Origin of the sequence: Agromyces marinus (assembly GCF_021442325.1) — a bacterium.
Lineage (GTDB): Bacteria > Actinomycetota > Actinomycetes > Actinomycetales > Microbacteriaceae > Agromyces > Agromyces marinus.
Map to the genome: position 1 here is coordinate 2291825 of NZ_CP087879.1, position 25807 is coordinate 2317631.

The window sequence follows — 25807 nt, forward strand, 5'->3', positions numbered from 1 at the left end:
TCACTGGGGGTCGGGCGAGATCGCGCCCGGGTCGACGTAGGGATATCCCGCGGGCTGCGGAATGGGCCCCGCCAACAGCGGGTCCGCGGTCGCGCTCATCCACTCCTCGAGCGTCGTCCGCAACCGTGCGAGCACCTCGGCGTGGCGCGGGTCTCCAGCGAGATTCTGCCGCTCCATGGGGTCGAACAGCAGGTCGTAGAGCTCCTCGCCCGCGACGGGTTGCTCCGACCATCCGCCATCGACCCAGTAGTCCTTGCTCGGGCTGTCGTCCACGTTCGGGAGCACGGGTCGATCCCGATCGGCGAACCGCTTGATGTACTTCCAGCGGTTGCTGCGAACGGCGCGCTGCGGTTCATAGGCCACGTGGAAGGTCACCTCGGAGAAGACGACCTCGTTGATCTCCGATTCTCCATCGAGCACGGGCAGCATCGACCGGCCCTGCACCCACTCCGGCACGTCAGCCCCCGCGATCTCGCACAACGTCGGGAAGATGTCGATCTGGGAGACCAGCGCATCGCTGACGATCCCACCGCGGAACCCACCTGGACCCCTGAGGATCAGCATGACGCCCGTCCCGTTGTCGGAGAGGGTGCACTTCATCCCGGGCAGGGCGACACCGTGGTCGGTCGTCATCAGGACGAGCGTGTTCTCGGCGAGGCCCTGCGCCTCCAGCTCATCGAGGATGTCGCCGACCGCGGAGTCCATGACCCGCGCGGATGCGTGGAAGCTCGCCATGTCTGCCCGGGTCACCTCGTTGTCGGGCATCGTCGGCGGAGGCGCGACGTATCGTGCGTCGCTCGGCGGGTACCCGAACGTCGAGCCGTCCGTCGGCAGAGTGTGGGTCTCGACGAACCCCACCGAGAGGAAGAACGGCTGACGATGCTCCCGACGGAGGTATTCGAGCGTGGCCGGAACGATCGCCGCCGCCCGCGCGTTCGGCACCTCGAGGTGCTCGTCGTAGCCGATGATCTCGCCTTCACGGGGGCCCGGGGCGACGTGTTGCACCCCGACCATGGCGGACGTGTAGCCGCGAGCGCCGAGGGTGTGGATGATGTGCTGCGAATAGTCGGCGATGCCGAAGCCCATGTGGGCGAGCCCGAGCATGCCGGCGCTGTGCGGAGCCTGGCCGGTGAGGAGCGCAGCGCGGCTCGGCGAACACGTGGGTGCGGCGGAGAACGCATTGCGGAAGACGACGCCTTCCTCGGCCAGCCGCTGCAGCCTCGGCGTGGGCACCGCGTGCCCGTAGGGCTGGATCATCCGCCCGGTGTCGTGGGTGTGGAGGTAGAGGATGTTGGGGAGTTGGTCGCTCATGCGCCGAACAGCTCGCTTTCGATGTCGTCGGAGGTGGTCGCGGGCCTGCCGTAGGCGACAGCGCCGAGTACGGCGATACTCGCCGCCGACCACCCTCGCATCGGAACCGACGGGTACCGTTCGAGTGGGAGGTCGGTCCCGCCGTCGATGACGTTGTACTTCTCCCACAGTGCGCCCGTGCGATGGAATTCATCGATCTGCAGGCCGACGAAGTCCGCAGAGATCGCGCGCGCGAGTTCGTCGAAGCCGTATCGGAGCAGCGCCGAGACGACGATGATCTGCATGGGCGGCCAGCCGACCGGCCAGTCCCATTGGCAGTGGCTGAACTCCGCATGCGGGCTCGGGTGCGGCCGGGGCGTGAATGCGAGCCCGTGGGCTCCCCGGAACTCGGCCAGGCGCTGCACCATTCCCGCCGCCTGAGTCTCGGTGGCGACGCCGGCCCACATGGTCCAGAAGGCGCTCAGCGAGTCCACATCGAGTTGCGCGCCGCGCTCCACATCGAGCTCACGGAAGAAGGAGTCGCGCGGACTCCAGCACAGGGAACGGATGATGGCGGCCCGCCGCTCGGATTCCGCAGCCCAGTACGCCGAGCGTTCGGCGTCGCCGCATCTCGAGTGGAGTTCCGAGAGCGCTTCCGCGACACGCACCAGGCATGAGTTCGTCAGCAATGGTGCGCACCGCCGCACGTCGCCGTTGAAGATCGGGGTGAAGTCGAGACCGGTCTCGGCTTCCGCTGCGAGTTCCGCCCGGAGTCCCGGGTCACCCAGATCACGGTTCGTCGCGAGCCCGACATCCGTCGAGTGGTGCGCGGCGCACCAGTACTCGTCGTACTCCTTCTCGAGAAGCCGAAGCGATTCCCGGGCGAACTCCAGATCGCCGGTCGCGTCCAGGTAGCGCACGAGGCTGTCGGCCGTCAGCGGCGGCTGAGACCGAGTGAGGTAGTACGAGCGGTTCCCGTTGAGGACCATCCCGAAGCGATCGATCATCGAGAGCTGGTTGACCAGGTGATCGCGCACGAGATCCGCGCGCCCGTGTTCGAGCATTCCCAGACTGATGAAATAGGTGTCCCACCCGTACATCTCCGGGAATGCCCCTTCGCCGCCACCGGCCGTGCTGTACGGTCGGGGCAACTCGATCAGCGTCCCGCGTTCGTCGTTCGCGACATCCTCGGGGGTCGCGGTGGCCAGGTTCTGGTCCCACCAGGTCTCGACCAGGGCATCGAGCCCTCGCCACTCATCCGCACGATCCGCCATGATCAGGTCCGCCCCACCACGGCAGGTGCCGCCATGGCGGCGACCAGTTCCTCCGTCAGCCGCAGGCGCAGGCCCATGTGGTCGGGGTCGTCGTAGAGGTTGGTCTGTTCGTCCGGATCGACCTTCAGGTTGAAGAGCTCGCCGTACGCCTGGTCGCAGAACACGGTGAGCCGCCAGCCGTCGGCGGTGATGATCGTTCGTACCTGGTCGGCGGGTGCGACGTAGCTCGTATTCGTCTCGATTGCAACGCGTTCGTGGCCACGCTCGGTGTCCAGGGTGGACTCGCGGATCGGCAGTGCCCGACCCTCACTGTCGCCGGCGTCGACGCCGGCGAGTTCGAGCACCAGCGGCCGAACATCCAGGTGGCTGGTGAGCCCGTCGAACCGTCTTCCCTGTGCGACCCCTGGCCCTGCAACGATCATCGGGCAGCGCACGGTCTTGTCATAGTGCCACGGCCCCTTCATGAGCAGACCGTGATCACCGATGACGTCCCCGTGGTCGGTCGTGAAGATGACGACCGTGTCTTCGACGAGGCCTCGCTCCGACAGCGCCTCGCGAATCCGACCGATCTGGTGGTCGACGAAGGCGCAGGACGCGAAGTAGGCAGCGCGAAGACGCAACCATGTCTCCCGATCGAAGGTCGAGAGTTCGAACTTCTCGTCTTGGAAGGCCGCATACTGCCATGGCCCGGTCGCCCGGTCCCACTCCTGGGGAATCGGGTCCGGGATGCTCCGCCAGTCGAACCGTTCAGCCCACTCGGCTGGCGGGTCGTAGGGGTCGTGCGGGTCGACGAAGGACACGTAGAGCAGGAACGGGTCCTCCGACTCGCGGAGCTCGTCGAGCTGCGCGATCGCTCGGTCGGCGATCCACGTGCTCTGCTGCAACTCGGCGGGGAGGGGGGACGGTCGGAAGATCCTTCGGTTGGGGGCCTGCATCAAGGGCTTCACGTGAGCATCGTGCGCGCGCTGCCATTCGTTCGTGAGATCGCGCCCATCCGGTGGGACCTCGCTGAGGTACGGCATGGGCCACGCCGTCGCGAGCGCGCGATCGTAGTACTCGGGATGCTCGGATTCGATCCAGTCCAGCCACGGACCGTGCCTCGTGTCCTCGGTCACCTCGACATGGTCGAACCCGAGATGGTCCAGGTCGGTCGGTGGATAGTTCGTGTGGGGCGTGAAGTGGAACTTCCCGATGCCGGTCGTGCGATATCCGGCCTTCCGGAGTTCATGGGTGAAGAACGGCATGTCCGGCCGCGGCTCGACGTCGTTCGCGACCATGCCGCTCACGATCGGAGATCGGCCGTTCATGATCGCGTTGCGGCTCGGCCCGCAGATCGGAATCGGCGTGTAGTGCCGCAGGTACGTCACCCCATCCTCCGCAAGCGAATCGAGGCTCGGTGAGACGCCCGGGACGTCGCACCCGTAGGCACCGACCGATCCGGCGGCCCACTGGTCCGCAAGGATGACGACGATGTTCGGTCTCTTGCCGGCTTGCTCGCTCACGCTCTCATCCCTTGATCGAACCGGCGATGCCGTCCACGAAGTACTTCTGCAGCCAGAGGAAGACGACGATGACGGGAAGGACCGCGATCACCGCCGCAGCTGCGAGCCCGCCCCAATCGATCGTGTTCTCGCCGAAGAACGCATAGATGCCGACGCCGAGTGTTCGCAGCTCGGGCGCGTTCAGCGTGAACACCAGGGGAGTGAGGAAGCCATTCCACGCCCCGATGAAACTGAAGATCGCAACGGTCGCCGTCACGGGCATGGCCATGGGGAACATGACCGACCAGAAGGTACGGAAGTAGCCGGCGCCATCGACCTTCGCCGCTTCTTCCATCTCTGCGGGGATGGTCGCGAAGAACCCCATGTACAGCAGGATCGGCATGACGTGGGCCGAGCCCGCTTCGGCGAGGATGATCGCCATCAGCGAGTTGTTGAGCCCCATCGCGTCGATCAGCAGGTAGACGGGGATGATGGTGAATCCCTTGGGGAGGAACATCGACCCGACCAACGCGATGAGGATGATCGACTTGCCCGGCATACGGCCGCGCGCGAGCGCGTAGCCGGCGAGTGACGAGATCGCGATCGTCAGGAAGACCACGCTGATCGTGACGATCACGGTGTTGAGCGTGTACGCGTCGAACTGGGCCTGGTTCCAGGCACGTTCGAAGTTCTCGGTGGTGAACTCCTGCGGGATGAGGTTCGCCCCGCCCAGGATCGTCTCCGACTGGGGGCGGATGCTGGAGACGACCGACCAGGCGTACGGGTAGAACCACAGGAACACCAGGGGCAGCATGATCAGGTGCGTCACCAGGCGGCCGGCTCGCCCCATCCGACTCCCTGCGGAGATCGACCGGAACCCGGTCGTGTGTCGGCGCCCGCTCACGCGCGGACGCGTCGCTGTCGAAGTCACTTCGATCCCTCCAGACCGGCCGCTCGCCGACGTACTCGACGGACGATGATGAGTTGAACCAGCGAGAGCGCCATGATCACGACTCCGAAGAGCAGCGCTGCGGCTGAGGCGTACCCGAATCGGGGGATGAACTGCTCGGGGCTGAAGGCATAGCGGTAGATGTACGTGGCCACGATGTCCGTCGCGCCGTTGGGCCCGCCTGCGGTCATCGTCTGAACGATGTCGAAGGCGTTGAAGCTCGTGATGAAGGTCAGGAGGAGGATGATGATCGCGAACGGCATGAGCAGCGGAATCGTGATCGACCGGAAACTCGCGAACCGCCCCGCGCCGTCGATCTTCGCTGCGTCGTACAGCTCCACGGGGATCGTCTGGAGAGCCGCGAGCCAGTAGATCATCGTGATCCCGAGGCCGCGCCAGGTCTCCACCGCGATGACCGTTGCGAGCGCGGTGGACGACGATCCGAGGAAGTTGACCGGATCCAGCCCGATGGCCTCCAGCGCGACGTTGATCGGCCCCCGGTTCGTGTCGAGCAGGACTGCGAAGACCAGCCCGACCACTGCCGTCGTGCTGACCACGGGGATGAAGATCAGCACACGGTAGACGTTCCGGCCGAAGAGCTTGGGGTTGTTCAGGACGAGCGCGAAGAGCAGGGCGAGCGGCGCCTGGATGAAGACCGACGCGAACGCGAACCAGAAGGTATTGCCGAACGAGTTCCAGTAGGCAGGGTCTGTGGCGGCTTCGATGAAGTTGTCGAGCCCGACCCAGTCCTCGAGGGGGCCGAATCCGTTCCAGTCGAAGAAGCCGTAGCCCCAGCTGGCGACGATCGGCCAGAGGGTGAAGAGGAGCAGCGTGATGACCATCGGGGCCACGAACAGGTAGTGCCACCGATGCGCCTTCATGCGCGACCAGAGGTCGTCGTTCTTCTTCCGTTCCGGTGGTCCCGGCGGTTCGTGCCCTTCGCTCAGCGCGTTGTCTGCTTCTGCGAGGTCGATCTTCTCGATCGCGGTCATGAGCGCCTACCGCACTCGCGCGACCTGAGGCGCGTCGTCGCGCAGCTCTCGTCGTGAACCTGCACCGAACTCTCCTTTGAATCTCGACACCCCGCGGGTGACGTCAGCGACCCGCTCTCGACACGGAATCGAGATCTGCCACTACCGACCGGAGCTAGGCTAGCACTGAAAGATAACGTTGTCTAGGCTCGAGCACGGCAGGCTCCCGCCCTCACACGTGCAGTGCGGACCTACTCCGAATCCACGGTGAAAAGGTACTCCCCCGCCCCCGCCTCGAAGGCGGCGACGCCGTCGCTCCACTGCACCGCCGCCACGCCGGCGACACCTGAGATCGGCACTCCACCCTCCGAAACGACGCTCGACGCAGTCGCGGGGATGCGCACAAGCGCGGTCGTCCCGACCGGAACGCGCAGTCTCAGGCTGAACTCCGCATCGCCGTCGCGCCACCACTCCACCGCGGCGACCCCGAACGGCGTTCGCAACTGCGCGCCTGCCGAGCTGAGCTGCTCGGTGGCCCTGGGGTCGACGCGGAATGTCCGGAATCCCTCGCTGGCAGGACGGATCCCGGCCACGTAGTGATAGAACCAGTCGTCGACGGTCCCGAGGAAGTAGTGCCCCCTCGAACGCGACTCGATCTTCCAGTGCTCCCAGAGGGATGTCGCGCCGTTGTCCAGCCAATACCCCCAGCTGGGGAACCGGGTCTGCTCGGCAAGAGCCACGGCCACGTCGACGTGCCCGTGCTCGGTGAGCACCGGAAGCAGGTACTTCGTCCCGAGAGCGCCGGTGTTGAGGGTCATGCCTCGCTGCCGCACGTCCCGGGCGATGGCGTCGGCCACCCTCTGCTCGGCACCGGACGGCACCAGGCCGAAGGCCAGGGCGAGGACGTTGTGCGTCTGTCGGAACCCCTCGTCGCCCTCGCCTCGAACGATGCCCTCGCGCTCGTCGTAGAAGGTCCCGATGAATGCCTCGCGCACCGCGGCGGCGGCATCCGCGAAGAATCGGCCGTCCGAGGGGCGCCCCAACCTCTCGGCGATGGCGTTCATCGACTTCGACATCACGTACAGGAATGCGGTGGCCGGCACTCGGCGGTCATCCGGGGGGTTCTCCCCGCGCGGGTCCGTCTCCGGGCTCACCCAGTCCCCGAGACTCGACGTTGCGATCCCACCCGGAGAGCGCGCCAGCTCGAAACGCACGTACTCGCACATTCCTTCGTAATGACGCTCGAGAGCGCGCGAATCCCCCGCATACCGGGCGAGCCAATCCGGGACGAGCACGTACGCCGAGTGCCACGTCGGCGCGGGCCCCCAATCACCCCAGGAATCCGACGACGGGGCGATGACCTTCGGCGCGCCCCCATCGGAGCGTGTCGCTGCGATGTCGTCGGTCCACTTCGCGAACAACGCTGCGCAGTCGAAGTTCATCAGGAACATCTCGGCTCCGAGCATGCCGTCCCCGGTCCACCCGTTCTTCTCGAACATCGGGGTGTCGGTGGGGAGCCCCTGGAGGTTGTTGAGCATCGTGTCCCGAGCGATCCCGTGGATCCGATTCATGAGCGTGCTCGAACTCGCGAACCGGCCGGTCGTCTCGACGTCGGTGTGCACGACCTGCGCAATGACCGCGTCCTCGTCGAGGGAGGTTCCCGACGGCCATCCGTCGATCTGAACGAACTGGAAGCCCTTGTACGAGAAGGACGGCGCCCAGGTCTCCCTGTCTCCGGTGCCGGCGAGAACGAACCTGTCCGTCTGGAAGCCGTCACCGAAGCGACCGTTGTTGCGCAGATCCACTCCACCGTCCGAGTCGAGCCGCTCACCGTAGGCGACCGTGACGGTCTCGCCTTCGGAACCCGAAACGCTCAGACTGACCCATCCCGCGACGACTCGCGGGAACTCCACGATCCAGCTTCCCGATCGCGAGCGGGTGATGCGGTGCGGCCGCAGCTCCTCCACGACACGACTCGGTTGGCACGACTGGCGGACGAGGGCGCCCTTCGGCCCATCGCGGAGCGCGACCCTCGCCCACTCGCCGTCCAGGCACTCGGGATGCGCGAACTCCGGTACAGCGCGACGCGCGTCGTAGGTCTCGCCGCCGTAGACGTCGTCGCGCAGCGTCGGCCCGGGGGTCCACTTCCAGGTCTCGTCGGACACGACCCGGTCGACGCGGCCATCGCCATAGGTGATGACGAGCAGAACCCGGGCAACCGGTTCCGCGTTCCACGGTGCGGTGTGCCAGTCCCAGACGTTCGGGTTGCGCATGCCGTAGAAGCCGCGCCCCAGCTCGATGCCGATCGCGTTCCCGTTCGAGCGGATGGCCCCCCGAACGTCGTACGCAACGTACTCCACAGTGTGGTCGTAGTCCGTGAACCCGGGAGCGAGCACAGCATCCGTCACCGGAACGCCGTTGAGCAGGACGTTGGCGTACCCGCCCGCGGCGACGAACAACGTCGCCGAGTGAATGGTCGCGCCGGGCTCGACGTCGAAGCGTCTGCGCAGCAGGGGGGCTGGGCAGACGCCTTCGCTGCGCGCCGGCCCGCCGATCCACTTCGAGTCCATCCAATCCGCTTCGCCGAACAGCCCGGTCGTGAAGACCGCCGTCGCAGCCGCGCTGCCCATGGACGTCACCACGTCCAGAGACCACCGGTACTGCGATGCCGCGCGAAGCGGCGGCATGGGGCCGGGATCGGTGAACGGATTCGCCGAGAGAACGGTGCCGCTGTCCCAATCGGTCGAAGACTCGCCCTCCGGACCGATCCTGTCGACGGTGATCCGGTACGAGACCTGGACGAGTCCGCGGGCATCGGAGACGATCTCCCACGAGAACCGCGGACATCCGACGTCGATCCCGACGGGATCGCTCATGCCCTCGACCCGAAGCCGCCGGAGTTCGAATCCCTTCGCAGCGCCGCTCATGCGGCCTCTGAACCGCGAAGGATCAACCGCGTCGGGAGCACCACGGTACGAGCCGGCGATGCGTCGCCAGCCAGGCGCGCCAGCAGCGTGTCGGCTGCAAGCGTTCCCATCGCCGCAATGTCCTGGGTGACGACCGAGGTCGCCGGTGTGCTGAGCACCGCGGCCTCGAAGTCGTCGAAGCCGATCATCGGGAGGCGTCTCCCAAGGCTTCGGAACGCCATGAGCGCGCCGACCGCCGCTCGGTTGTTGGCCGCGAAGATCGCGTCGGCCGACTCGGTCTCGACCACTCGTCGCACGATGTCCGCTGCCTGTTCGCTCGTGTGTGCACTGGTGAACACCGACTCGAGGTCCGGTTCGACGCCGGCGGCGCGGTGCGCCGAGAGATAACCCTTGTGTCGCTCGCGGATCGTGAAGATGTCGAGGCCGTCACCCACGAATGCGATCCTGCGCGTCCCCTTCTCCAGCAGGAACGAGACCGCCTCCGCGGCGCCGCCGTCGTTGTCTGCCAGGATGCAGTCGGCGCTCGGGAACGCGCCCGGGCGGTCGACGAAGACCACGGGCGGCACCGGTGGTGGGATGGTGTCCCAATCGCGGGTCTGCGCCCGTGGCGGAACGATGATCATGCCGTCGATCCGCTGCTCCATGAGCCGATCGACGAGCTGGTCGTGGCGCGCACCGTCCTCGTCCGAGCTCACGGTGGTGAGCAGGTACCCCTCGCTTCGAACCCGCTCCTCGACCGCCCGAGCGATCGAGGAGTAGTACGGGTTCGCCAGGTCGCCGATCACCAGAGCGAGCATCTTGCTCGTCCACCCGGGTCGGATGCTCGCCGCGGCGAGATTCCTCCGATACCCGAGCGAGGTGATCGCGTCACGGATGCGCTCGACCAGGGTTGGATCGATGTTCGTCTCGCCGTTGACATAGCGGGACACCGTTCGCAACGCGACACCAGCTTCGCGCGCAACGTCGTTCATCGTGGGGTTGCGCCGCTTCGCGTTCGCTGGGCTCTCCGACTCACTCATCGCGTCTCCCCTCGGGGTCGGGGCGACCGGCTCCGCCCAAGTCGATTGCGTGCCATCACACGTCCACGGCTCGCCCGGCCTCGTGTGAATCGATGGCCGCCCGGAAGATCCTATGAGTGAGCACCGCTTCACCGGGCGTCGCCGCGCCGAACCGCATCTGGAGCGCCCCGTCCCGCTCGGCGAGGTACACGGCCCACATCTGCAGGATCGAGTCGGAGAAGCCGAACTCGAAGTTCGCGCCGGTCACCGTGGGCCACACCGACTGGCTGCCGGAGTCGATGCGCTGCCAGACCTGCTCGACGCCGGTTCCCGGAACGTCGACGGTCGCGAAGATCTCGACCTGCTTGGGGTTCTTGCTGCTGAATCGAACACCGCCATCGAGGCCGATCGCCTCGAACACCCACGTGTTCTTCTCGCCCGGGGCGATGCGCTTCGTCTCGGTCGTGAGCGGGAATTCGACCCCGTCGTGAACAGCGGTGCAATGCAGTACGGCGTTGTCCCAGGTGTCGCACACCGCCGGAGCACCGTGAGCGTCCGGGCGAGTCGAAACGATGTCCTGCAGCACGCCGTAGACGCTGCGCGGTTCCCAACCGAGGCGGAGCGGAACGTGCCAGGCGTGCATGCCGAGATCGTTCATGACGCCGGCCTCGCCGCAGTATGCGCGCTGGCGCTTCCATCCGATCGGCTTCCGGACGTCGACATCGCTCGAATGCAGGAAGCTCGAGCGCGCTTCGACGATCCTGCCGAGCGCTCCGCTGCGCACATAGTCGATGGCCATCTGCGCGCCGGGGAAGAACGGCATCTCACTCGAGCACCGAACGAACGACTCCGGGTGTTCATCCATCGCGTCCACGATCGCCTCAGCGGCGACGACGTCGATGCCGAACGGCTTCTCGGCGAGGAGGCCCTTGCCCGCCCTGATCACATCCGTGTAGATGCGCTCATGAAGGTCGTGCCGAACCGCCACGTAGACGACATCGACTGCTGGGTCGGCGAGGAGATCCGCGTAGTCGGTCGTCTTGGTGGTCACCGACTCGATCCGATCGAACCAGTCCATCGCGCGGACATCGATGTCGCACACCGCCGTGAGCCGCGGGCGCACCGGGTGGTCGACGAGGGCCGGCCAGCGCTGGATGGCAGCTGCGACCTCTCTGCCCATCAGGCCCGCGCCGATGATGGCGACGTTGACCTCGCGCACCGTCACCGGTCACCCCCATCGATCAGTGCGAGCGCTTCGTCCACGGTCGCGCCGCGGTGGAGGACCGCCATCAGCGCGGCCGTCATGCCCGCGGGGTTCGCATGCTGGACGATGTTCCGCCCGTACACGATGCCCCGAGCCCCCTGGTCGAGCACTGCGACCGTCCGCTCGAGCAGCGTGCGGTCGTCGACGCGTCCGCCACCCCGGACCAGGACGGGCACATCGCCGGCGACCTGGACGACCTTGCGGTACTCGCTCAGGTCGTCGGTCGGGTCGGCCTTGATCAGGTCCGCGCCGAGTTCCCGCGCCTGGCGAACGAGCGCGATGATCCGCGCCGAGTCTCCGTCGGTCATGTACCCGCCACCGGCGATTCGCGCGTCCTGCATCACGAGCGGCTCGATCATCAAGGGCATTCCGAACCTCGTCGCGTCGGCACGCAGCTGCAGGATCGAGCGGATGTTCGCCTCGCGGATGGCGGGGTGATCGGGCAGGTGCATGAGGTTCACGCAGATCGCTGCAGCGTCGAGCCTCACGGCGGCTTCAACGGCGTTGGGGATGTGGTGACTGAAGACATGGCGATCGATCGGGTTCCCGTAGACATTCGCCACGTCGGCGCGCAGGACCAGCGCCGGACGCTGCTTCCCTCGCACCGATTGCAGCAGTCCCGCATGTCCGATGGACAGCTGGATCGCATCCGGCGCGGCATCCACCAGGGTCTGCACCACCTGCGACATGTCCTCGATCCCGGCGATGAAGCTCGGTTCACCGAAGAGCCCATGATCCACGGCCACGTCGAGCAGCCTCCCGGATGCTGCATCGAACAGCCGATTCAAACGAACGTGATCCACGATGTGCGTCCTCCGCATCTCTGCTTCCGCCTGTCCGAGAAGCCTCTCGCCAAAGGCTAGCGAGATGGGATAACGTTGTCTAGCGCAGACGGAGAGCGATCTGCTCGCCTCGACGAAGGGAAAGGAGCGGAATGCACCCGATCACCGTCGCCGGTCACATCTGCCTCGACGTGGCACCATCGATGCTCGGCCACCGGGGCGACGCGCACGCCGTGTCGAGCACCCCCGAGTTCTGGCTCCACCCCGGGGCCCTCCGCGAAGTCGGCGCAGCACGGGTCACCCTCGGAGGCGCGGTCGCGAACACCGGACGGGCCCTCCACGATCTCGGCGCCCCGGTCTCGGTGAGCACCACAATCGGCGACGACATCCTCGGACGAGTCACACGCGACCTCATCGATCAGAGCGGATTCGCAGCGACATCGGTGCAGGTCACGAGCGACTGGTCCACGTCGTACAGCGTCGTCGTCGAGCCACCCGAGGCGGATCGCACGTTCTGGCACCATGTCGGTGCGAACGCAGCCTTCGATGGAACAGCCCTCGAACCGCGCACGGGGATCCTCCACGTCGGCTACCCGACACTGCTCCCACGACTCCTCGAGGACTCCGGTCACGGGCTCGAGACGCTCCTGCGCCGGGCGAAGAAGGGCGGCGTCACGAGCTCAGTGGATCTGGCCGTGTACGACCGGGACTCGGGCGGCGCCCTCGTGGACTGGGAGCGGGTGTTCACGTCCACGGCGCCGTGGACCGACCTCCTGACGCCGAGCCTCGATGACCTGACTTCCGCACTCGGCATCGCGGAGTCGTACTCCGAATCCCTCGTCGAGGAGCTGGCGCAGAGGTTCATCGACGCGGGAGTCGCCGTCGTCGCGATCTCCTCCGGGCGCCACGGGCTCCATGTGCGAACAGGATCTCCAGACCGGCTCCGGCGTGGCGGCGCGGCCCTGGCCGCCGTCGCCGACACGTGGGCGCAGCACTCGATCACGCGAAGCGCGATCCAGGTACGCGCCCACGCGACGACGAACGGGGCCGGCGATGCCAGCACGGCCGGATTCCTCTTCGGCCTGGCGCGGGGCCGCAGTCTCGACGAGAGCACGCGCCTGGCCATCGCCAGCGCCGCAGCCGTCGTCGGAGGGCAGCGGCCCACGCCGACGATACTCACGGACCTGGACTCCTCCCTCTCCTCCTGTTTCGAAGGACATGTGAAATGACGATTGAGAACGCCTCGCCGATCGACCTGGCCGCGGCCGGGATCCAGTTGGACGCGAACCAGATCCCAGCGCGGTTCTATCGCGGAGGCGACCGTATCGCCGCCTTCCGGCGAACCGGGCGAGCCGAGCCCTACACGCCTGAAGACTGGGTGGCGTCGACGACCTCGGCGTTCGGCTCTGCAGACCTCGGGCTCTCGCGGCTTCCGGGTGGAGAGTTCCTCATCGATGCGATTCGTCGAGACCCCGAGTTCTGGCTCGGAGCCGCCCACCGGGCGAGCTTCGACTCCGACTCGATGCTCCTGGTAAAGCTGCTCGATGCGGGGGAACGCCTGCCGATCCATGTGCATCCCGACGGAGCGTTCGCCAGCGAGCACCTCCGGGCACCACACGGGAAAGCCGAGGCCTGGTACATCCTCACGCCTGGCGTCATCCGGCTCGGGCTGAAGCGAGACATCTCCAGGATCGAACTCGAACGTGCTGTCGCGGAGCACGATGGGCGAACACTGCTCGAACTGACCCATGAGCGCGAAGTGGCAGCCGGTGACACGGTGTTCGTTCCGCCCGGCACGCTGCACGCGATCGGCGGGGGGATCCTCCTCGTCGAGGTGCAGGAGCCGTCCGACTTCTCGATCCTCCTCGAGTGGAAGGGATTCGCGATCGACGGAGATCGTCACGGCCACCTCGGGTTGGGATTCGACGTGGCACTCGACGCGGTGGACACGGGCGGGCGGTCCTCCGATGAGATCGATGCGCTGATCCGACGGACTCCGGGGCCGGGATCGGTGCTGCCACCCTCCGCGCTCGACTACTTCCGACTCGACCGCACCTCGGGCCTCGCCACGTTCGACGCCGGCTTCTCCGTCGTGATCACCCTCGACGGCACCGCGACACTGTCGACCGATCGGTCGGAGCAGCGGCTCGAGCCCGGAAGCACCACCCTCATTCCGCACGCGGCCGGCCGATTCGAGGTCACGGGCGAGTGCCTCATCGCGCGGCCCCCTCTCCCCCGATGAGCGATGCCCCGGCGTTCACGACGCTTCCCGAGCCCCGAACCGACGTACTGGAAGCCCTCCAGCAGGTCGCCCCGGGTCGTGTCCACTCCCGCCCGTCGGACAGGCTCGCCTACGCGCATGACGCGTCGCACTACCGATTGCCTCCCGCCGCCGTGGTGGTGCCTCGCACCGCCGCCGAGGTCGCGGCGCTGCTGCAACGCTGCACTGCGCTCGGCGCACCGGTGACCTTCCGCTCGGCCGGCACCAGCCTCAGCGGCCAGGCGAGCAGCAGCGGGATCGTGCTCGACACCCGACGCTCCTTCCGAAGCATCCGCATCTCCGAGGACGGATCCTCGGTGACCTGCGGTCCGGGCGCAACCATTCGTGCGGTGAACTCGCGGTTGGCGCCGACCCGCAGGAAGCTCGGACCCGACCCCGCGAGCGAGGCGGCCTGCACGATCGGCGGGGTCGTCGCGAACAACTCGAGCGGGATGGCGTGCGGAACGGACGCGAACACGTACCGCACCCTGGAATCGTGCGTGCTGGTGCTGCCCAGCGGCACGACGATCGACACCGCCGCACCCGACGCAGACGCACAGCTCCGTCGGTCGGAGCCGTCGCTGCATGCCGGACTGGTCGAGTTGCGGGACCTCGTGCGCGCGAGCGAGAGCGCCACGACGAGGATCAGCGAGCTGTTCTCGATCAAGAACACCATGGGGTACGCCGTCAACGCGTTCGTCGATTTCGACCGTCCCGTCGACATCCTCCAGCATCTCGTCGTCGGCAGCGAGGGAACGCTCGCCTTCGTCGCTTCGGCGACCCTGCGCACCGTGCCCGTCAACCCCTTCGTGTCGACCGGAATCCTCGTGTTCCCCTCGCTCGAGGCGGCCACACGATCGCTGCCCGTCCTGGTCGACGCAGGATTCGCGACGATCGAACTCCTGGATTCCACCAGCCTGAAGGTCGCGCAGAGCGACCCCGACGCGAGCAGCGAACTCCGGTCCATCTCGGTCGACACGCATGCCGCGTTCCTCGTCGAGTTCCAGGATCCCGACCAAGCGTCGCTCGACGCCCACCTCGCGTCGGTCGAGGCGCTCTTCGACGAGCTTCCGCTGTCGCAATCGGCCACCCTCACGACGGATCCCGGCATTCGGGCGGGGCTCTGGCGCATCCGCAAGGGCCTCTATGCCCTCGTGGCCGGCAACCGGCCCCCGGGAACCACCGCGCTCCTCGAGGACGTCGCCGTCCCGGTCGGGAACATGCTGGCGCTCTGCAATGGGCTCACGAGCCTCTTCGACCGGCACGGATACGAGGCGAGCGTCATCTTCGGGCATGCCAAGGACGGCAATATCCATTTCATGCTGAACGAGTCGTTCGACGATCCGGAACACGTCGCCCGCTACGAGGCGTTCACGGAGGATCTGGTCGAGCTCGTCCTCTCGCAGCACGGCACGCTCAAGGCCGAGCACGGCACGGGTCGGATCATGGCGCCGTTCGTTCGACGCCAGTACGGCCAGGAACTCTACGACGTCATGGTTGCGGTGAAGAGGCTCCTCGACCCGGCCGGGATCCTCAATCCCGGGGTGCTCCTCGTCGAGGACCCGAACGTCCACATCCAGAACCTGAAGCCGGTCGTCCGGGTGGAGGACGAGGTGGACCGGTGCGTGGAGTGCGGGTACTGCGAGCCCATCTGCCCGAGCCGGGACCTGACGACCACACCGAGGCAGCGGATCGTACTCCGTCGCGAGATCGCTATCGCAGAGGACGCCGGCGACCGCACACTCGCCGACGCCCTCCGCGAGGAGTACCAGTACGACGCGATCGACACATGCGCCGTCGACGGCATGTGCCAGACGGCCTGCCCGGTCGACATCAACACCGGGGATCTCGTGCGCCGACTCCGGTCGGAGCAGAGCAGCAGCTTCGAGCAAGCGGCATGGAGGACTGCAGCGCGACAGTGGGCGGCCGCGGCACGAGCCGGCAGCGCTGCGCTGTCCCTCGCCGATGCCCTTCCGGCAGCGGTGCCGACGCACACCACCGCGGCTGCACGGGGCCTGCTGGGCGCGGGTGCGGTGCCGCTCTACACCGCGGACCTTCCTTCCGGCGGCACGGTGCGAACGGCGATCGCCGAGGCCGATCCGGAGATCGTCTACTTCTCCTCCTGTGTCAACACGATGTTCGGCCCGGCGCCGGGCGGAGACGGTGTCAGTGCCGCCTTCCTTCGGCTCTGCGAGCGTGCACGCGTTCGCATCCGCACGCCTGACCGCATCGCCGGCCTCTGCTGCGGGACCCCGTGGAAGTCGAAGGGGATGTCGAAGGGCCTGAGCGTCATGCGAGAACAGGTACGGGACGCGCTGCTCGAGGCGACCGAGGGGGGTCGGATCCCCGTCGTGTCCGACGCAGCGTCGTGCACCGAGGGTCTCCTCTCGCTGCTCGAAGACGAGCCCGCACTCACGGTCGTCGACGCCCTCGAGTTCATCGAACGTCGCGTGCTGCCGCGACTGCCGGCCGGACGCAAGCTGCAGTCCGTCGTCATCCACCCGACGTGCTCCTCGAACCGCCTGGGGATCGATCGGTCCCTCGAATCGATCGCCGGTGCGGTCGCCGAGAGCGTCATCACGCCCGACGACTGGGGGTGCTGCGCCTTCGCCGGTGATCGGGGAATGCTGCATCCGGAATTGACCGCCTCCGCGACCGCTCCCGAAGCGGCGTCGGTACGTGGCGTCGATGCCTCCGCGTACGCATCGGCGAACCGCACGTGCGAACTGGGCATGAGCCGTGCGACCGGCCGCAGCTACCGGCACGTCCTCGAGATTCTCGACGAGAGTCTGGCCTGATGCCCTGAGCAGGCGGCGAGGGCGTTCAGGATGCCGCGGCGGCATCCGCTCGATCGGCCCCGCCGGACTCGGCGAGCAGTTCCCGCACGCGCGGGACGACGCGAGTGGCGTACAGCTCGATCGTGCGCAGCATCGCCTCGTGCGGGAGCGTGCCGTTGGAGTACTTCAGGTCGAACCGCTCGGCGCCGATCGCGCGCACGGCCGAGGCGATCTTGCGGGCGACGGTCTCGGGCGAGCCCGCGTACAGCGCCCCGTTCGGGCCCGCCTCACCCTCGAAGTGCGCTCGCGTGACGGCCCCCCAACCGCGCTCGCGGCCGATCCGGTTCATGATGACCTCGTAATGCGGCCAGAGCGTCTCGAGCGCCTCCTCGTCGGTCTCGGCGATGATGCCGGGCGAGTGCACCGCGACGGGTTGCGGGTCGTGGCCGAACTGCGCGAGGGCCTTCCGGTAGAGCTCGGCGAGCGGGGCGAACCGGGCGGGGCTCCCGCCGATGATCGCGAGGACGAGCGGGAGTCCGTACTGCGCGGCGCGCACGACCGATTCGGGGCTTCCGCCCACCCCGATCCAGGTGCGCAGCGGCCCGTGCTCGACCTTCGGGAACACCTCCTGGCCGGCGAGCGGCGGTCGGAGGGCCCCCTCCCAGGTCACGGGCTCCTGCGGCAGCAGCGCCGAGAACAGGGCGAGCTTCTCGTCGAACAGCTCCTGGTACTGATCGAGGCGGTACCCGAACAGCGGGAACGACTCGATGAACGACCCGCGTCCGAGGATGACCTCCGCGCGACCGCCGGAGAGGCCGTCGAGGGTCGCGAACCGCTGGTGGACCCGCACGGGGTCGTCCGAGCTCAGCACGGTGACGGCCGAGCCGAGGTGGATGCGCTCGGTGCGACCCGCGATCGCGGCGAGCACGACCTCGGGCGCCGAGATCGCGAACTCGTGCCGGTGGTGCTCGCCGACGCCGAAGAAATCCAGACCGAGCCGGTCGGCCAGTTCCGCCTCCGCGACGACGTCGCGCAGCACCTGCGCCTGCGAGAGCGGTTCGCCGTCCGCGCCGAGGGTCACGTCGCCGAACGTGTCCAGTCCGAACTCGAGTCCGCGCGCCATCCGCCGCCCCCTTCGATCCGATCGATGCGTCCGCATCCACGGTGCTGGAACCGCACCCTCACCGAGACTATTCCGCCGGGCGCCGCCCGGCGAGGGGAATGCCCCGAGCGGTGCGCGCGTTCGTGACTGGTGAGGCGCCGCGAGTCGGCGCGCGAGCGGGAGCGCGCCCGACGGGCGGACGAGGAGGAGCACGTGGCGGATCGGCCGAGGATCGGCATCTTCGGGGCCGGCAAGGTCGGTACCGCGCTCGCGCGGCTCCTGCTCGACGCCGGGTACGAGGTCGCCCTCACCGGATCGCCCCGGCAGACGGCGCTCGACCTGCTCGTGGCCGTCGTCGCCCCCGGGGCGCGCGTCGCGACCGCCGACGACCTCGTCGCCGGGGCTGACGTCATCGTCGTCGCCGTGCCCTTCGGCAAGGCGCCGAGCGTGCCCTGGGACGCGTTCGACGGCAGGATCGTCGTCGACGCCACGAACTACTGGCCGCCCGTCGACGGGCACATCGCGGAGATCGACGACGACCCGCGCACGACGAGCGAGGTGCACGCCGGCTGGAACCCCGCGGCCCGGCTCGTGAAGTCGCTGAACCACCTCGGCTACCACGACATGGAGGACGACGCGCTTCCCGCCGGATCGCCGCTCCGCCGCGCCCTGGCGGTGGTCGGCGACGACGCGGAGGCGCGCGCCGTGGTCGCCGCGATCATCGACGACATCGGCTTCGACCCGGTCGACGGAGGGGCGCTCGTGAACGGGTGCGCACTCGAACCGGGTCACCCGGCGTTCGGCCGCGAGCTGTCGGCGACCGAACTCGAGGGCCTGCTGGAGGCCGAGCGCGTCGTGGCGGCCTGACGCGCCCGGAAAGGCCGGGCGCACGCCGGAGGTTCGGGGCACGCCCAGGCCGGTCGGGGCGCGCCCAGGCCGGTCGGGGCGCGCTCAGGCCGGGACCGGCCCGTCGGGCTCGGGACCGATCCCGGGCCCGTCGGGCTCTGCGCGCCGTCCGGCGGAACGCTGCCGGAGATCGACGAGGCCCACGGCGAGCGCCACGACCAGCAGTCCGCACACCGCCGCCATGCCGATCGCGTACGCGTCGTGGAACACGTCGATCCGGCGCTCGAACGCCTGCTCGCGGTACACGGTCGAGTAGAACAGCGACAGCGCGATCGCCGTGCCGATCGCGGTGCCGACGCGCTGTCCGAGTTGGCCGACGGATCCGGCGAGCCCGCCTTCCCGGACCGGGACGTCGGCGAGCGCCAGCACCTGGTTCGGTGCGATCACGAACCCGCCGCCGGCACCGCCGACGAGCATGACCGCGGCCATGACCCAGGGGGTCAGCTCCGGCGGGGTGGCGACCGCGACGAGCACGAGCAGGCCGAATCCGACGAGCAGCAGCAGGATGCCGCCGACGACGAGCGGTCGCCCGACACGACCGACGAGCCGCCCGCCGACCCAGGACGTGACCGCGCTCGCGAGCGCGAACCCGATGGTGACCATGCCCGCGTAGACCGGCTCGAGCCCGAGGCCCTGCTGCAGGAAGAGGGTCGTGAGCAGGAACGACGCCGGCATCGCGGCGAAGTACGCGGCGGCGAGCAGCGTGCCGTTGCGGAACGACCCGAGCGAGAACAGGGCCAGCGGAACGAGCGGCGCCCTGCCGGATGCCTCGTACCTCCGTTCCCACCACAGGAAGGCCGCGGCGGCGACGGCGAACGCGATGAGGGTCCACCACCTCGCGGGGTCGTCGTCCGGCGACCCGGTCGTGAGCAGGAACGGCCACATGAGCGCCGCGACGGCGACGCCGAAGAGGCTCACGCCGACCGGGTCGAGCGAGATGCGTGCGCGCGGGCCCGGCGGTCGCGGCGGCAGCAGCCGGGCGGCGAACACGATCGCGACGAGCGCCAGCGGGACGTTCATCCAGAAGATGCCGCGCCATCCGTCCTCAGGGCCGCCGACGGCGATGGCGAGCCCGCCGAGGGTCGGGCCGAACGCCGTCGCGATGCCGATCGTGGCCCCGAACAGCCCGAAGGCGGCACCGCGCTCCCGCCCCTGGAAGAGCTGCTGCACCATCCCGATGACCTGCGGCATCTGGATGCCGGCGGCCACGCCCTGCAGCAGCCGTGCCGCGAGCAGCACCTCCCCGGTGGGCGCGATCGCGCAGGCGAGGCTCGTGGCCGCGAACAGGCCGAGCCCCACGATGAACATGACCTTGCGGGAGCCCTGGTCGCCGAGCCGACCGGCGGGCACGAGCGTGAGTCCGAAGGCGAGGACGAACCCCGACACGAGCAGGCTCAGCTGGGTGGGTCCGGCGTCCAGTGCCGACTCGATCGACGGCAGTGCGACGTTGACCTTGGTGAGGTCCATGATCGTCAGCGCCGCGACCCCGACGCACACCCAGTAGGCGCGCCAGCGGTGATCGTGCGCGTCTGGCACGCGAGGCTCGGGCTGTTGCGGCATCCGGTTCAGCCTAGGGCTGCAATCGCTGGATGCCCCACGCGCCGACAGCGCCGCCGTCACGGCTGCGCGTGTACACGAGCCGGTCGTGCAGCCGCGACGTGCGCCCCTGCCAGAACTCGACGCGCTCGGGCCCGACCCGGTATCCGCCCCAGGTCTCGGGGCGACGCACCTCCCCCGCCTCGGGGTACGCCTGCTCGAGCTCCGCGACCCGCGATTCGAGCTCTGCGCGCGACGCGATCGGCTGCGACTGCCGGCTCGCGGTCGCGGCGATCCGCGACCCGTACGGGCGGGTCGCCCAGTACGCGTCGGACTCGGCGTCGTCGACCTCGACGGCGCGGCCGGTGACGATCACCTGGCGGTGGATCGCGTACCAGGGGAACAGCAGCGTCGCCGTCGGGTGCACGGCGAGCGCGACGCCCTTGCGCGAGCGCCGATCGGTGTAGAACACGAACCCCCGCTCGTCGAAGCCGCGCAGCAGGACCGTCCGGCTCGACGGCACCCCGTCGCCGTCGACGGTGCCGAGCACCATCGCGTTCGGCTCGTACACGCCGCGCGCGTCGGCGTCGGCGAGCCATCGGTCGAACTGCGCGAACGGATCGGCCGCGGCATCCGATTCGTTCAGGATCTCGGAGCCGTAGTCCTTGCGTCGGCTCAACGCGTGACGGGCCCCAGCCCCGCTGCGGTCCGGGTCGATCGCATCGCTCATGGCTCAAGCGTAGGAGGCGCCCGGCGCCCGGCGCGCTCGAAGCACGGTGCGGCCGCCGAAGCCCTCCCGGCAGTGGTTCGGTCGCCGGGAACGGCTTCCGGGATGCCGGGCTCCGCGCCGGGCTCCGCGGACGACGAAGCCCCCGGTCTCGGCGAGGAGAACGGGGGCTTCGGCGATGGTGGACCCAGGGGGATTCGAACCCCCGACCTTCTCATTGCGAACGAGACGCGCTACCAACTGCGCCATGGGCCCGAGCCGTGAACGACTCTATCATCCCGCGGAGCGTGGTCCGGACCGAGCCGATCACACCGCGGTGCGACGACGCCTCAGCACCTGGTCGAGGTCGCCGATGGCCGACTCCCCCGGGTCGACGATGCCCATCCGCGCATAGGGATTGGCCGCGTCGGACGCAGAAGCGGCCGGGCGCCGCGCCGCCGCGCCGCCGGCCGCCTGGGTCTGGCCCGGGTCGACGGATGCCGCTGGCGGCCGCAGCACGGGCAGCTGCGGTTCCATCCGCCCCGCGCGCTCGGCGAGCTCTGCGTCGACGGCCGCGCGTTCGAGACGCTCGGCCTCGGCGATCGAGGCCATGACGCTCGCGGCGATCGTGCCCCGCGAGAGGTGCAGGGGCCTGGGCAACGGCTGCGGGACCCACCCGGGTTCGGCCTCGACGACGGGCTCGCCGAGGTCGATCGGTTCGAAGGGCTGCGCTGCGGCGGGTTCGGCGACCGGGCGAGACGCGACCGGCACCGGGCGCCGGCGCGCGAGCACGACGAGCGCGGACACGGCGACCACGCCGCCGGCGGCCCCGGCGAGCACCACCGACGCACCACCGCCTGCCGCGACCACCACGATGCCGGTGAGCGCGGTCAGGAGCGAGACGAGCAGGACCAGTGAGGCGAGCGCACGGCGCCGACGCAGCGCCCGGTTCGCGGCGCGTGCCACGTCGCGGGCGGCATCCGTTCGCGACGACGCGGCGGTGCGCTCGGCGGACGCACGCTCGGCGGCGGCATGCTCGGCCGCGCGGCGCTCGGCGGCGGCGCGCGCCGTCTGCTCGGCGACCTCGCGCTCCGCGGCCGCGGCCGCCTCTTCAGCGGCGAGTCGCTCGGCGATGGCACGGTTCTCGGCCGCCTGCGCCTCGAGGCGCGCGGCGAGTTCGTGTTCGTGGAGGATCCGCTCCTGCGCGGCGACCTCGCGAGCGGTCACCCCGGTGCGCACCTCCTCGGGCGCTTCTGCCGTCTCGGCGAGGATGCGCAGCGTCTGCTGCAGTCGCACCGCGTTGCGCTCGGTGTTCAGGTACTGGCGGCGCCGGAGCCAGCTCGGGAGCAGGTACGCGATCCACAGCGTCGCGGCAACCGCCACGAGTACGCCACCGCCGATCGGGTCCATGGGATTACGGTAGGTCACCCGGAGTCTCGACTCCTATTCGGCTCGGGGCGTGTCAGCGATCCCCCACTCGAAGTGGGGTACGGGCGGCCATCCGGTCGGCCTCGGGGATCGCCGCGGCCGCCGCGGGTGCGCGACCGTCGCGCCAGCGCCGGAGCACGCCGCCCGAGACCTCCTCCGCGACGAGCGCGAACGCGAAGTGGTCGCGCCAGTCGCCGTCGATGTGGATGAACCGCCGCCGGAGGCCCTCGTAGCGGAACCCGAGTTTCTCGACGACGCGCAGCGACGGAGCGTTCTCGGGGCGGATGCAGATCTCAACCCGGTGCAACCGGAGCGCGCGGAAGCAGTGGTCGGTCGCCATGGCGACCCCGGCCGGGGTGATGCCCCGACCGGCGACCTCCTGCGCCACCCAGTACCCGATCGACGCGGAGGCGAGCGATCCGTGCGTGATCGAGGCGACGTTGAGCTGGCCCACGAGCTCGCCGTCCCACTCCATCACGAACGGCAGCGCGGTGCCCGCCCGCGCGTGGGCGTTCAGGTTCCGGATGCTCGCACGCGCGTCGATCGCGGTGCCACCGCCGGGGTAGGTCGCCTCCCACCGGCGGAGCCACGCGCGGTTGTCGAGCAGCACCCGTTCGAGCTGCCGCGCGTCGCGCACGCGGATGGGGCGGAGCGTGAGCGACCCGTCGACGAGTGTGGGAACGGATGCCGCGGCCACATCAGTCCCGTTCGATGCCGGCTGCGAACTCGACGATCCACGCGCGCAGGTCGGCGCCGAGGTCGTCGCGATCCGAGGCGAGCTGGATGACGGCCTTGATGTAGTCGAGCTTGTCGCCCGTGTCGTAGCGGCGGCCGCGGAACACGACGCCGTAGACGCCGCCCGTGCCCTCGACGTCGCCCGCCATCTCCATGAGCGCGTCGGTCAGCTGGATCTCGCCGCCCTTGCCGGGTTCGGTGCGGTGCAGCACCTCGAAGACCTGCGGCTTGATGACGTACCGTCCGATGACGGCGTAGTTCGACGGCGCGACCTCCTTGGCTGGCTTCTCGACGAGGCCGGTGATCCGCACGACGTCGGGGTCGTCGGTCGGCTCGACCTCGGCGGCGCCGTACAGGTGGATGCTGTCGGGGTCGACCTCGAGCAGCGCGACGATGGTCGCGTCGCGCGCGATCTGCTCGTCGAGCATGCGGGTCAGGAGCACGTCCCGGGCGTCGATGATGTCGTCGCCGAGGAGGACGGCGAACGGTTCGTCGCCGACGTGCATCTCGGCCCGGAGCACGGCGTGGCCGAGGCCCTTCGGGTCGCCCTGGCGGACGTAGTGCATCTGCGCGAGTTCGGTCGACTCGTTGACCTTCTGCAGCTTCGCCGTGTCGCCCTTGGCCTCGAGGGTGTACTCGAGTTCGGCGACGCGGTCGAAGTGGTTCTCGAGCGCGTTCTTGTTGCGGCCCGTGATCATGAGCACGTCGGTGAGCCCGGCGTCGACGGCCTCCTCGACGACGTACTGGATGGCCGGCTTGTCGACGACCGGCAGCATCTCCTTCGGCATGGCCTTGGTCGCGGGCAGGAAGCGGGTTCCCAGGCCGGCAGCGGGGATGACGGCCTTCGTGATCCGTTCAGTCATGCGCATCAGCGTAGTCGTCCGCGCCCCCACGGGCCCGAGGCATCCGCCTAGGATGGCTGCCATGCCCGACGATCCCACCGTGGTCAAGCGCATCCTCCGTGCCGAGCTCCGCGAGCGGCGCCGGAACATGCCCGCCCACGAACGCGAGCAGGCGACCGAGGGGCTGACGGCGCGACTGCGCGAGCTCGTCGCCGCGGCGGGCGCGCAGTCGATCTCGTGCTACCTCTCGATGCCCTCCGAGCCCGACACCCGTCCGTTCGTGGACTGGGCTGAGACGGGCGGCATCCGCGTGCTCTTCCCGATCGCCCGTGAGGACGGGCTGCTCGACTGGACGGTCGGCGAGGAGGAGTCCGAGGTCACGGGCCTGCACGGCACGCCCGAAGCCGTGGGCGACCTGCTCGGTCCGATGGCGATCAACGACGTAGACCTGATCCTCGTGCCGGCGGCCGCGGTGGATGCCACGGGCATGCGCCTCGGCTGGGGTCGCGGCTATTTCGACAGGACCCTCGGGTCGATGGGAGAATGTCCACCGGTGTACGCGGTGGTCTTCGACGGCGAGTTCGTCGAGGAGGTGCCGCGTGAGGTGCACGACCAACCGGTGAACGGCGTCGTGACCCCCACGCGGATCGTGGCGTTCTGACCCGGTCGGCGGACACCTCCACCTGACATCCCGGAGTCCCACCATGCCCACCTACTCGTATCGCTGCACCGAGTGCGACGACGCCTTCGACATCCAGCAGGCCTTCACCGACGACGCCCTCACCGAGTGCCCCGCGTGCTCGGGGCGCCTGCGCAAGCTCTACGGCACGGTCGGCGTGACCTTCAACGGGTCCGGCTTCTACCGCACCGACTCGCGCGCGGCCGCGAAGGGCGACTCGTCCGGCTCGGGTTCCGGCTCCGGTTCGTCGGAGTCCGGCTCGGGTTCGTCGGGCTCGGGCTCATCCGGCTCCGGCTCGTCCGGGTCCGGCTCCGGCTCGTCCGGCTCCGGCTCATCCGGCTCCGGCTCGTCCGGCTCGACCTCGAAGACCCCGTCGGCAGCGTAGACCGACCCACCGCACACGCACACGAAGGGGGCCCGCGTGCTCAAGGGATTCCGGGAGTTCATCCTCAGGGGGAACGTCATCGACCTGGCGGTCGCCGTCGTCATCGGCGCGGCGTTCACCGCGGTCGTGAACTCGATCGTCGCGAACGTCTTCAACCCCCTGATCGGTGCACTCTTCCGCGCCGACAGCCTCGACACGGCGTTCATCCTCGAGCTGCCGACGACCGAGGGCGGCGTCGCCGAGGTGAAGTTCGGCGCCGTCATCGGCGCCGTCCTCACCTTCCTCATCGTCGCGGCGGTCGTCTACTTCGTCTTCGTGCTGCCCGTGAACCTCGCCAAGGAGCACGCCGAGGAGCGCAGGAAGGCGGGCGAGCCCGCTCCGGAGGATCCCGAGACCGAGCTCACGGTGCTCGCCGAGATCCGCGACCTGCTCGCCGCGCAGCGGACCGCGGGAAGCGGCGACGGCGACGGTGACGCCCGCGAGGCTCGCCGGCCCGAGTAGCCGTCGGCGCGGGG

22 protein-coding genes and 1 tRNA gene are annotated in these 25807 nt (G+C 69.1%); 7 read left to right on the forward strand and 16 right to left on the reverse strand.

Annotated elements, in window-relative coordinates:
* The 9 genes from DSM26151_RS10660 to DSM26151_RS10700 form a co-directional block, all read right to left on the reverse strand.
* Positions 1 to 1311, reverse strand: coding sequence for a sulfatase family protein (locus tag DSM26151_RS10660; RefSeq protein WP_234659528.1), 1311 nt, complete (start codon positions 1309 to 1311; stop codon positions 1 to 3).
* A complete protein-coding gene (locus DSM26151_RS10665; protein WP_234659529.1) occupies positions 1308 to 2564 on the reverse strand; it encodes an alpha,alpha-trehalase in 1257 nt (418 codons plus the stop codon). The genes DSM26151_RS10660 and DSM26151_RS10665 overlap by 4 nt, the downstream gene beginning before the upstream one ends.
* A 2-nt stretch (positions 2565 to 2566) precedes the next feature.
* Positions 2567 to 4066, reverse strand: a complete 1500-nt coding sequence (locus DSM26151_RS10670; protein WP_234659530.1) for a sulfatase family protein — start codon at positions 4064 to 4066, stop codon at positions 2567 to 2569.
* A gap of 4 nt (positions 4067 to 4070) precedes the next feature.
* Positions 4071 to 4874, reverse strand: coding sequence for a carbohydrate ABC transporter permease (locus DSM26151_RS10675; protein WP_234659531.1), 804 nt, complete (start codon positions 4872 to 4874; stop codon positions 4071 to 4073).
* A 98-nt stretch (positions 4875 to 4972) separates the two neighbouring features.
* A complete protein-coding gene (locus DSM26151_RS10680) occupies positions 4973 to 5986 on the reverse strand; it encodes a carbohydrate ABC transporter permease (RefSeq protein WP_234659532.1) in 1014 nt (337 codons plus the stop codon).
* Positions 5987 to 6216: 230 nt separating this feature from the next.
* A complete protein-coding gene (locus DSM26151_RS10685; RefSeq protein ID WP_234659533.1) occupies positions 6217 to 8841 on the reverse strand; it encodes an alpha-L-rhamnosidase in 2625 nt (874 codons plus the stop codon).
* Positions 8842 to 8888: 47 nt separating this feature from the next.
* Positions 8889 to 9821 carry a LacI family DNA-binding transcriptional regulator gene (locus tag DSM26151_RS10690; protein WP_234659534.1) on the reverse strand — a complete coding sequence of 311 codons (933 nt, stop codon included), beginning with the start codon at positions 9819 to 9821 and terminating at the stop codon, positions 8889 to 8891.
* A gap of 145 nt (positions 9822 to 9966) precedes the next feature.
* On the reverse strand, positions 9967 to 11115 hold the full coding sequence (locus DSM26151_RS10695) for a Gfo/Idh/MocA family protein (protein ID WP_234659535.1): 1149 nt from the start codon (positions 11113 to 11115) through the stop codon (positions 9967 to 9969).
* Positions 11112 to 11957: a class I fructose-bisphosphate aldolase gene (locus DSM26151_RS10700; RefSeq protein ID WP_234659536.1), complete on the reverse strand. Its 846-nt coding sequence runs from the start codon at positions 11955 to 11957 to the stop codon at positions 11112 to 11114. Before DSM26151_RS10700 ends, DSM26151_RS10695 begins: the two co-directional genes overlap by 4 nt.
* A gap of 131 nt (positions 11958 to 12088) precedes the next feature.
* Here DSM26151_RS10700 and DSM26151_RS10705 point away from each other — a divergent pair, with 131 nt between their 5' ends.
* Genes DSM26151_RS10705 through DSM26151_RS10715 form a run of 3 tightly spaced genes read left to right on the forward strand, consistent with a single transcriptional unit; the run spans position 12089 to position 16994 of the window.
* Positions 12089 to 13165, forward strand: coding sequence for a carbohydrate kinase family protein (locus DSM26151_RS10705; RefSeq protein WP_234659537.1), 1077 nt, complete (start codon positions 12089 to 12091; stop codon positions 13163 to 13165).
* Positions 13162 to 14178: a class I mannose-6-phosphate isomerase gene (locus DSM26151_RS10710; protein WP_234659538.1), complete on the forward strand. Its 1017-nt coding sequence runs from the start codon at positions 13162 to 13164 to the stop codon at positions 14176 to 14178. Before DSM26151_RS10705 ends, DSM26151_RS10710 begins: the two co-directional genes overlap by 4 nt.
* Positions 14175 to 16994, forward strand: coding sequence for an FAD-binding and (Fe-S)-binding domain-containing protein (locus tag DSM26151_RS10715; protein ID WP_234659539.1), 2820 nt, complete (start codon positions 14175 to 14177; stop codon positions 16992 to 16994). Before DSM26151_RS10710 ends, DSM26151_RS10715 begins: the two co-directional genes overlap by 4 nt.
* Before the next feature lie 25 nt (positions 16995 to 17019).
* Here DSM26151_RS10715 and DSM26151_RS10720 read toward each other — a convergent pair whose 3' ends face one another.
* A complete protein-coding gene (locus tag DSM26151_RS10720) occupies positions 17020 to 18096 on the reverse strand; it encodes an LLM class flavin-dependent oxidoreductase (protein ID WP_234659540.1) in 1077 nt (358 codons plus the stop codon).
* A gap of 192 nt (positions 18097 to 18288) precedes the next feature.
* Between DSM26151_RS10720 and DSM26151_RS10725 the strand changes: the two genes are divergently transcribed.
* Complete coding sequence (locus DSM26151_RS10725; protein ID WP_234659541.1) at positions 18289 to 18942, forward strand: NADPH-dependent F420 reductase; 654 nt, start codon at positions 18289 to 18291, stop codon at positions 18940 to 18942.
* Positions 18943 to 19026: 84 nt separating this feature from the next.
* On the opposite strand, the gene DSM26151_RS10730 is transcribed toward DSM26151_RS10725, so the two are convergent.
* The 6 genes from DSM26151_RS10730 to galU form a co-directional block, all read right to left on the reverse strand.
* Positions 19027 to 20541, reverse strand: a complete 1515-nt coding sequence (locus DSM26151_RS10730; protein WP_234659542.1) for an MFS transporter — start codon at positions 20539 to 20541, stop codon at positions 19027 to 19029.
* 10 nt (positions 20542 to 20551) lie between these two features.
* Positions 20552 to 21247: a pyridoxamine 5'-phosphate oxidase gene (gene pdxH, locus DSM26151_RS10735; protein WP_234659543.1), complete on the reverse strand. Its 696-nt coding sequence runs from the start codon at positions 21245 to 21247 to the stop codon at positions 20552 to 20554.
* Positions 21248 to 21423: 176 nt separating this feature from the next.
* Positions 21424 to 21499 (reverse strand) — tRNA-Ala (locus tag DSM26151_RS10740).
* Between the two features lie 51 nt (positions 21500 to 21550).
* Complete coding sequence (locus DSM26151_RS10745; RefSeq protein ID WP_234659544.1) at positions 21551 to 22633, reverse strand: hypothetical protein; 1083 nt, start codon at positions 22631 to 22633, stop codon at positions 21551 to 21553.
* Positions 22634 to 22685: 52 nt separating this feature from the next.
* Complete coding sequence (locus DSM26151_RS10750) at positions 22686 to 23348, reverse strand: GNAT family N-acetyltransferase (RefSeq protein WP_234659545.1); 663 nt, start codon at positions 23346 to 23348, stop codon at positions 22686 to 22688.
* A 1-nt stretch (position 23349) separates the two neighbouring features.
* On the reverse strand, positions 23350 to 24249 hold the full coding sequence (gene galU / locus DSM26151_RS10755) for a UTP--glucose-1-phosphate uridylyltransferase GalU (RefSeq protein WP_234659546.1): 900 nt from the start codon (positions 24247 to 24249) through the stop codon (positions 23350 to 23352).
* Between the two features lie 61 nt (positions 24250 to 24310).
* Here galU and DSM26151_RS10760 point away from each other — a divergent pair, with 61 nt between their 5' ends.
* From DSM26151_RS10760 to mscL, 3 genes are read left to right on the forward strand one after another with little or no spacing between them, the layout of a single operon-like run.
* The gene (locus DSM26151_RS10760; RefSeq protein ID WP_234659547.1) at positions 24311 to 24889 is read left to right on the forward strand and encodes a 5-formyltetrahydrofolate cyclo-ligase; all 579 of its coding nucleotides are present in this window, start codon (positions 24311 to 24313) and stop codon (positions 24887 to 24889) included.
* A 43-nt stretch (positions 24890 to 24932) separates the two neighbouring features.
* The gene (locus tag DSM26151_RS10765) at positions 24933 to 25292 is read left to right on the forward strand and encodes an FmdB family zinc ribbon protein (RefSeq protein WP_234659548.1); all 360 of its coding nucleotides are present in this window, start codon (positions 24933 to 24935) and stop codon (positions 25290 to 25292) included.
* 36 nt (positions 25293 to 25328) lie between these two features.
* Positions 25329 to 25793: a large conductance mechanosensitive channel protein MscL gene (gene mscL, locus DSM26151_RS10770; protein ID WP_234659549.1), complete on the forward strand. Its 465-nt coding sequence runs from the start codon at positions 25329 to 25331 to the stop codon at positions 25791 to 25793.
* Positions 25794 to 25807: the final 14 nt, after the last annotated feature.

Bases quoted from the DNA above. Each gene is read 5' to 3' on its own strand.
- DSM26151_RS10685 (WP_234659533.1), bottom strand. From the start codon at position 8,841: ATGAGCGATCCCGTCGGGATCGACGTCGGATGTCCGCGGTTCTCGTGG.
- DSM26151_RS10665 (WP_234659529.1), bottom strand. From the start codon at position 2,564: ATGGCGGATCGTGCGGATGAGTGGCGAGGGCTCGATGCCCTGGTCGAG.
- DSM26151_RS10760 (WP_234659547.1), top strand. From the start codon at position 24,311: ATGCCCGACGATCCCACCGTGGTCAAGCGCATCCTCCGTGCCGAGCTC.
- DSM26151_RS10765 (WP_234659548.1), top strand. From the start codon at position 24,933: ATGCCCACCTACTCGTATCGCTGCACCGAGTGCGACGACGCCTTCGAC.
- DSM26151_RS10745 (WP_234659544.1), bottom strand. From the start codon at position 22,633: ATGGACCCGATCGGCGGTGGCGTACTCGTGGCGGTTGCCGCGACGCTG.
- DSM26151_RS10715 (WP_234659539.1), top strand. From the start codon at position 14,175: ATGAGCGATGCCCCGGCGTTCACGACGCTTCCCGAGCCCCGAACCGAC.
- DSM26151_RS10680 (WP_234659532.1), bottom strand. From the start codon at position 5,986: ATGACCGCGATCGAGAAGATCGACCTCGCAGAAGCAGACAACGCGCTG.
- DSM26151_RS10705 (WP_234659537.1), top strand. From the start codon at position 12,089: ATGCACCCGATCACCGTCGCCGGTCACATCTGCCTCGACGTGGCACCA.
- DSM26151_RS10710 (WP_234659538.1), top strand. From the start codon at position 13,162: ATGACGATTGAGAACGCCTCGCCGATCGACCTGGCCGCGGCCGGGATC.
- DSM26151_RS10660 (WP_234659528.1), bottom strand. From the start codon at position 1,311: ATGAGCGACCAACTCCCCAACATCCTCTACCTCCACACCCACGACACC.
- DSM26151_RS10730 (WP_234659542.1), bottom strand. From the start codon at position 20,541: ATGCCGCAACAGCCCGAGCCTCGCGTGCCAGACGCGCACGATCACCGC.
- galU (WP_234659546.1), bottom strand. From the start codon at position 24,249: ATGACTGAACGGATCACGAAGGCCGTCATCCCCGCTGCCGGCCTGGGA.
- pdxH (WP_234659543.1), bottom strand. From the start codon at position 21,247: ATGAGCGATGCGATCGACCCGGACCGCAGCGGGGCTGGGGCCCGTCAC.
- DSM26151_RS10720 (WP_234659540.1), bottom strand. From the start codon at position 18,096: ATGGCGCGCGGACTCGAGTTCGGACTGGACACGTTCGGCGACGTGACC.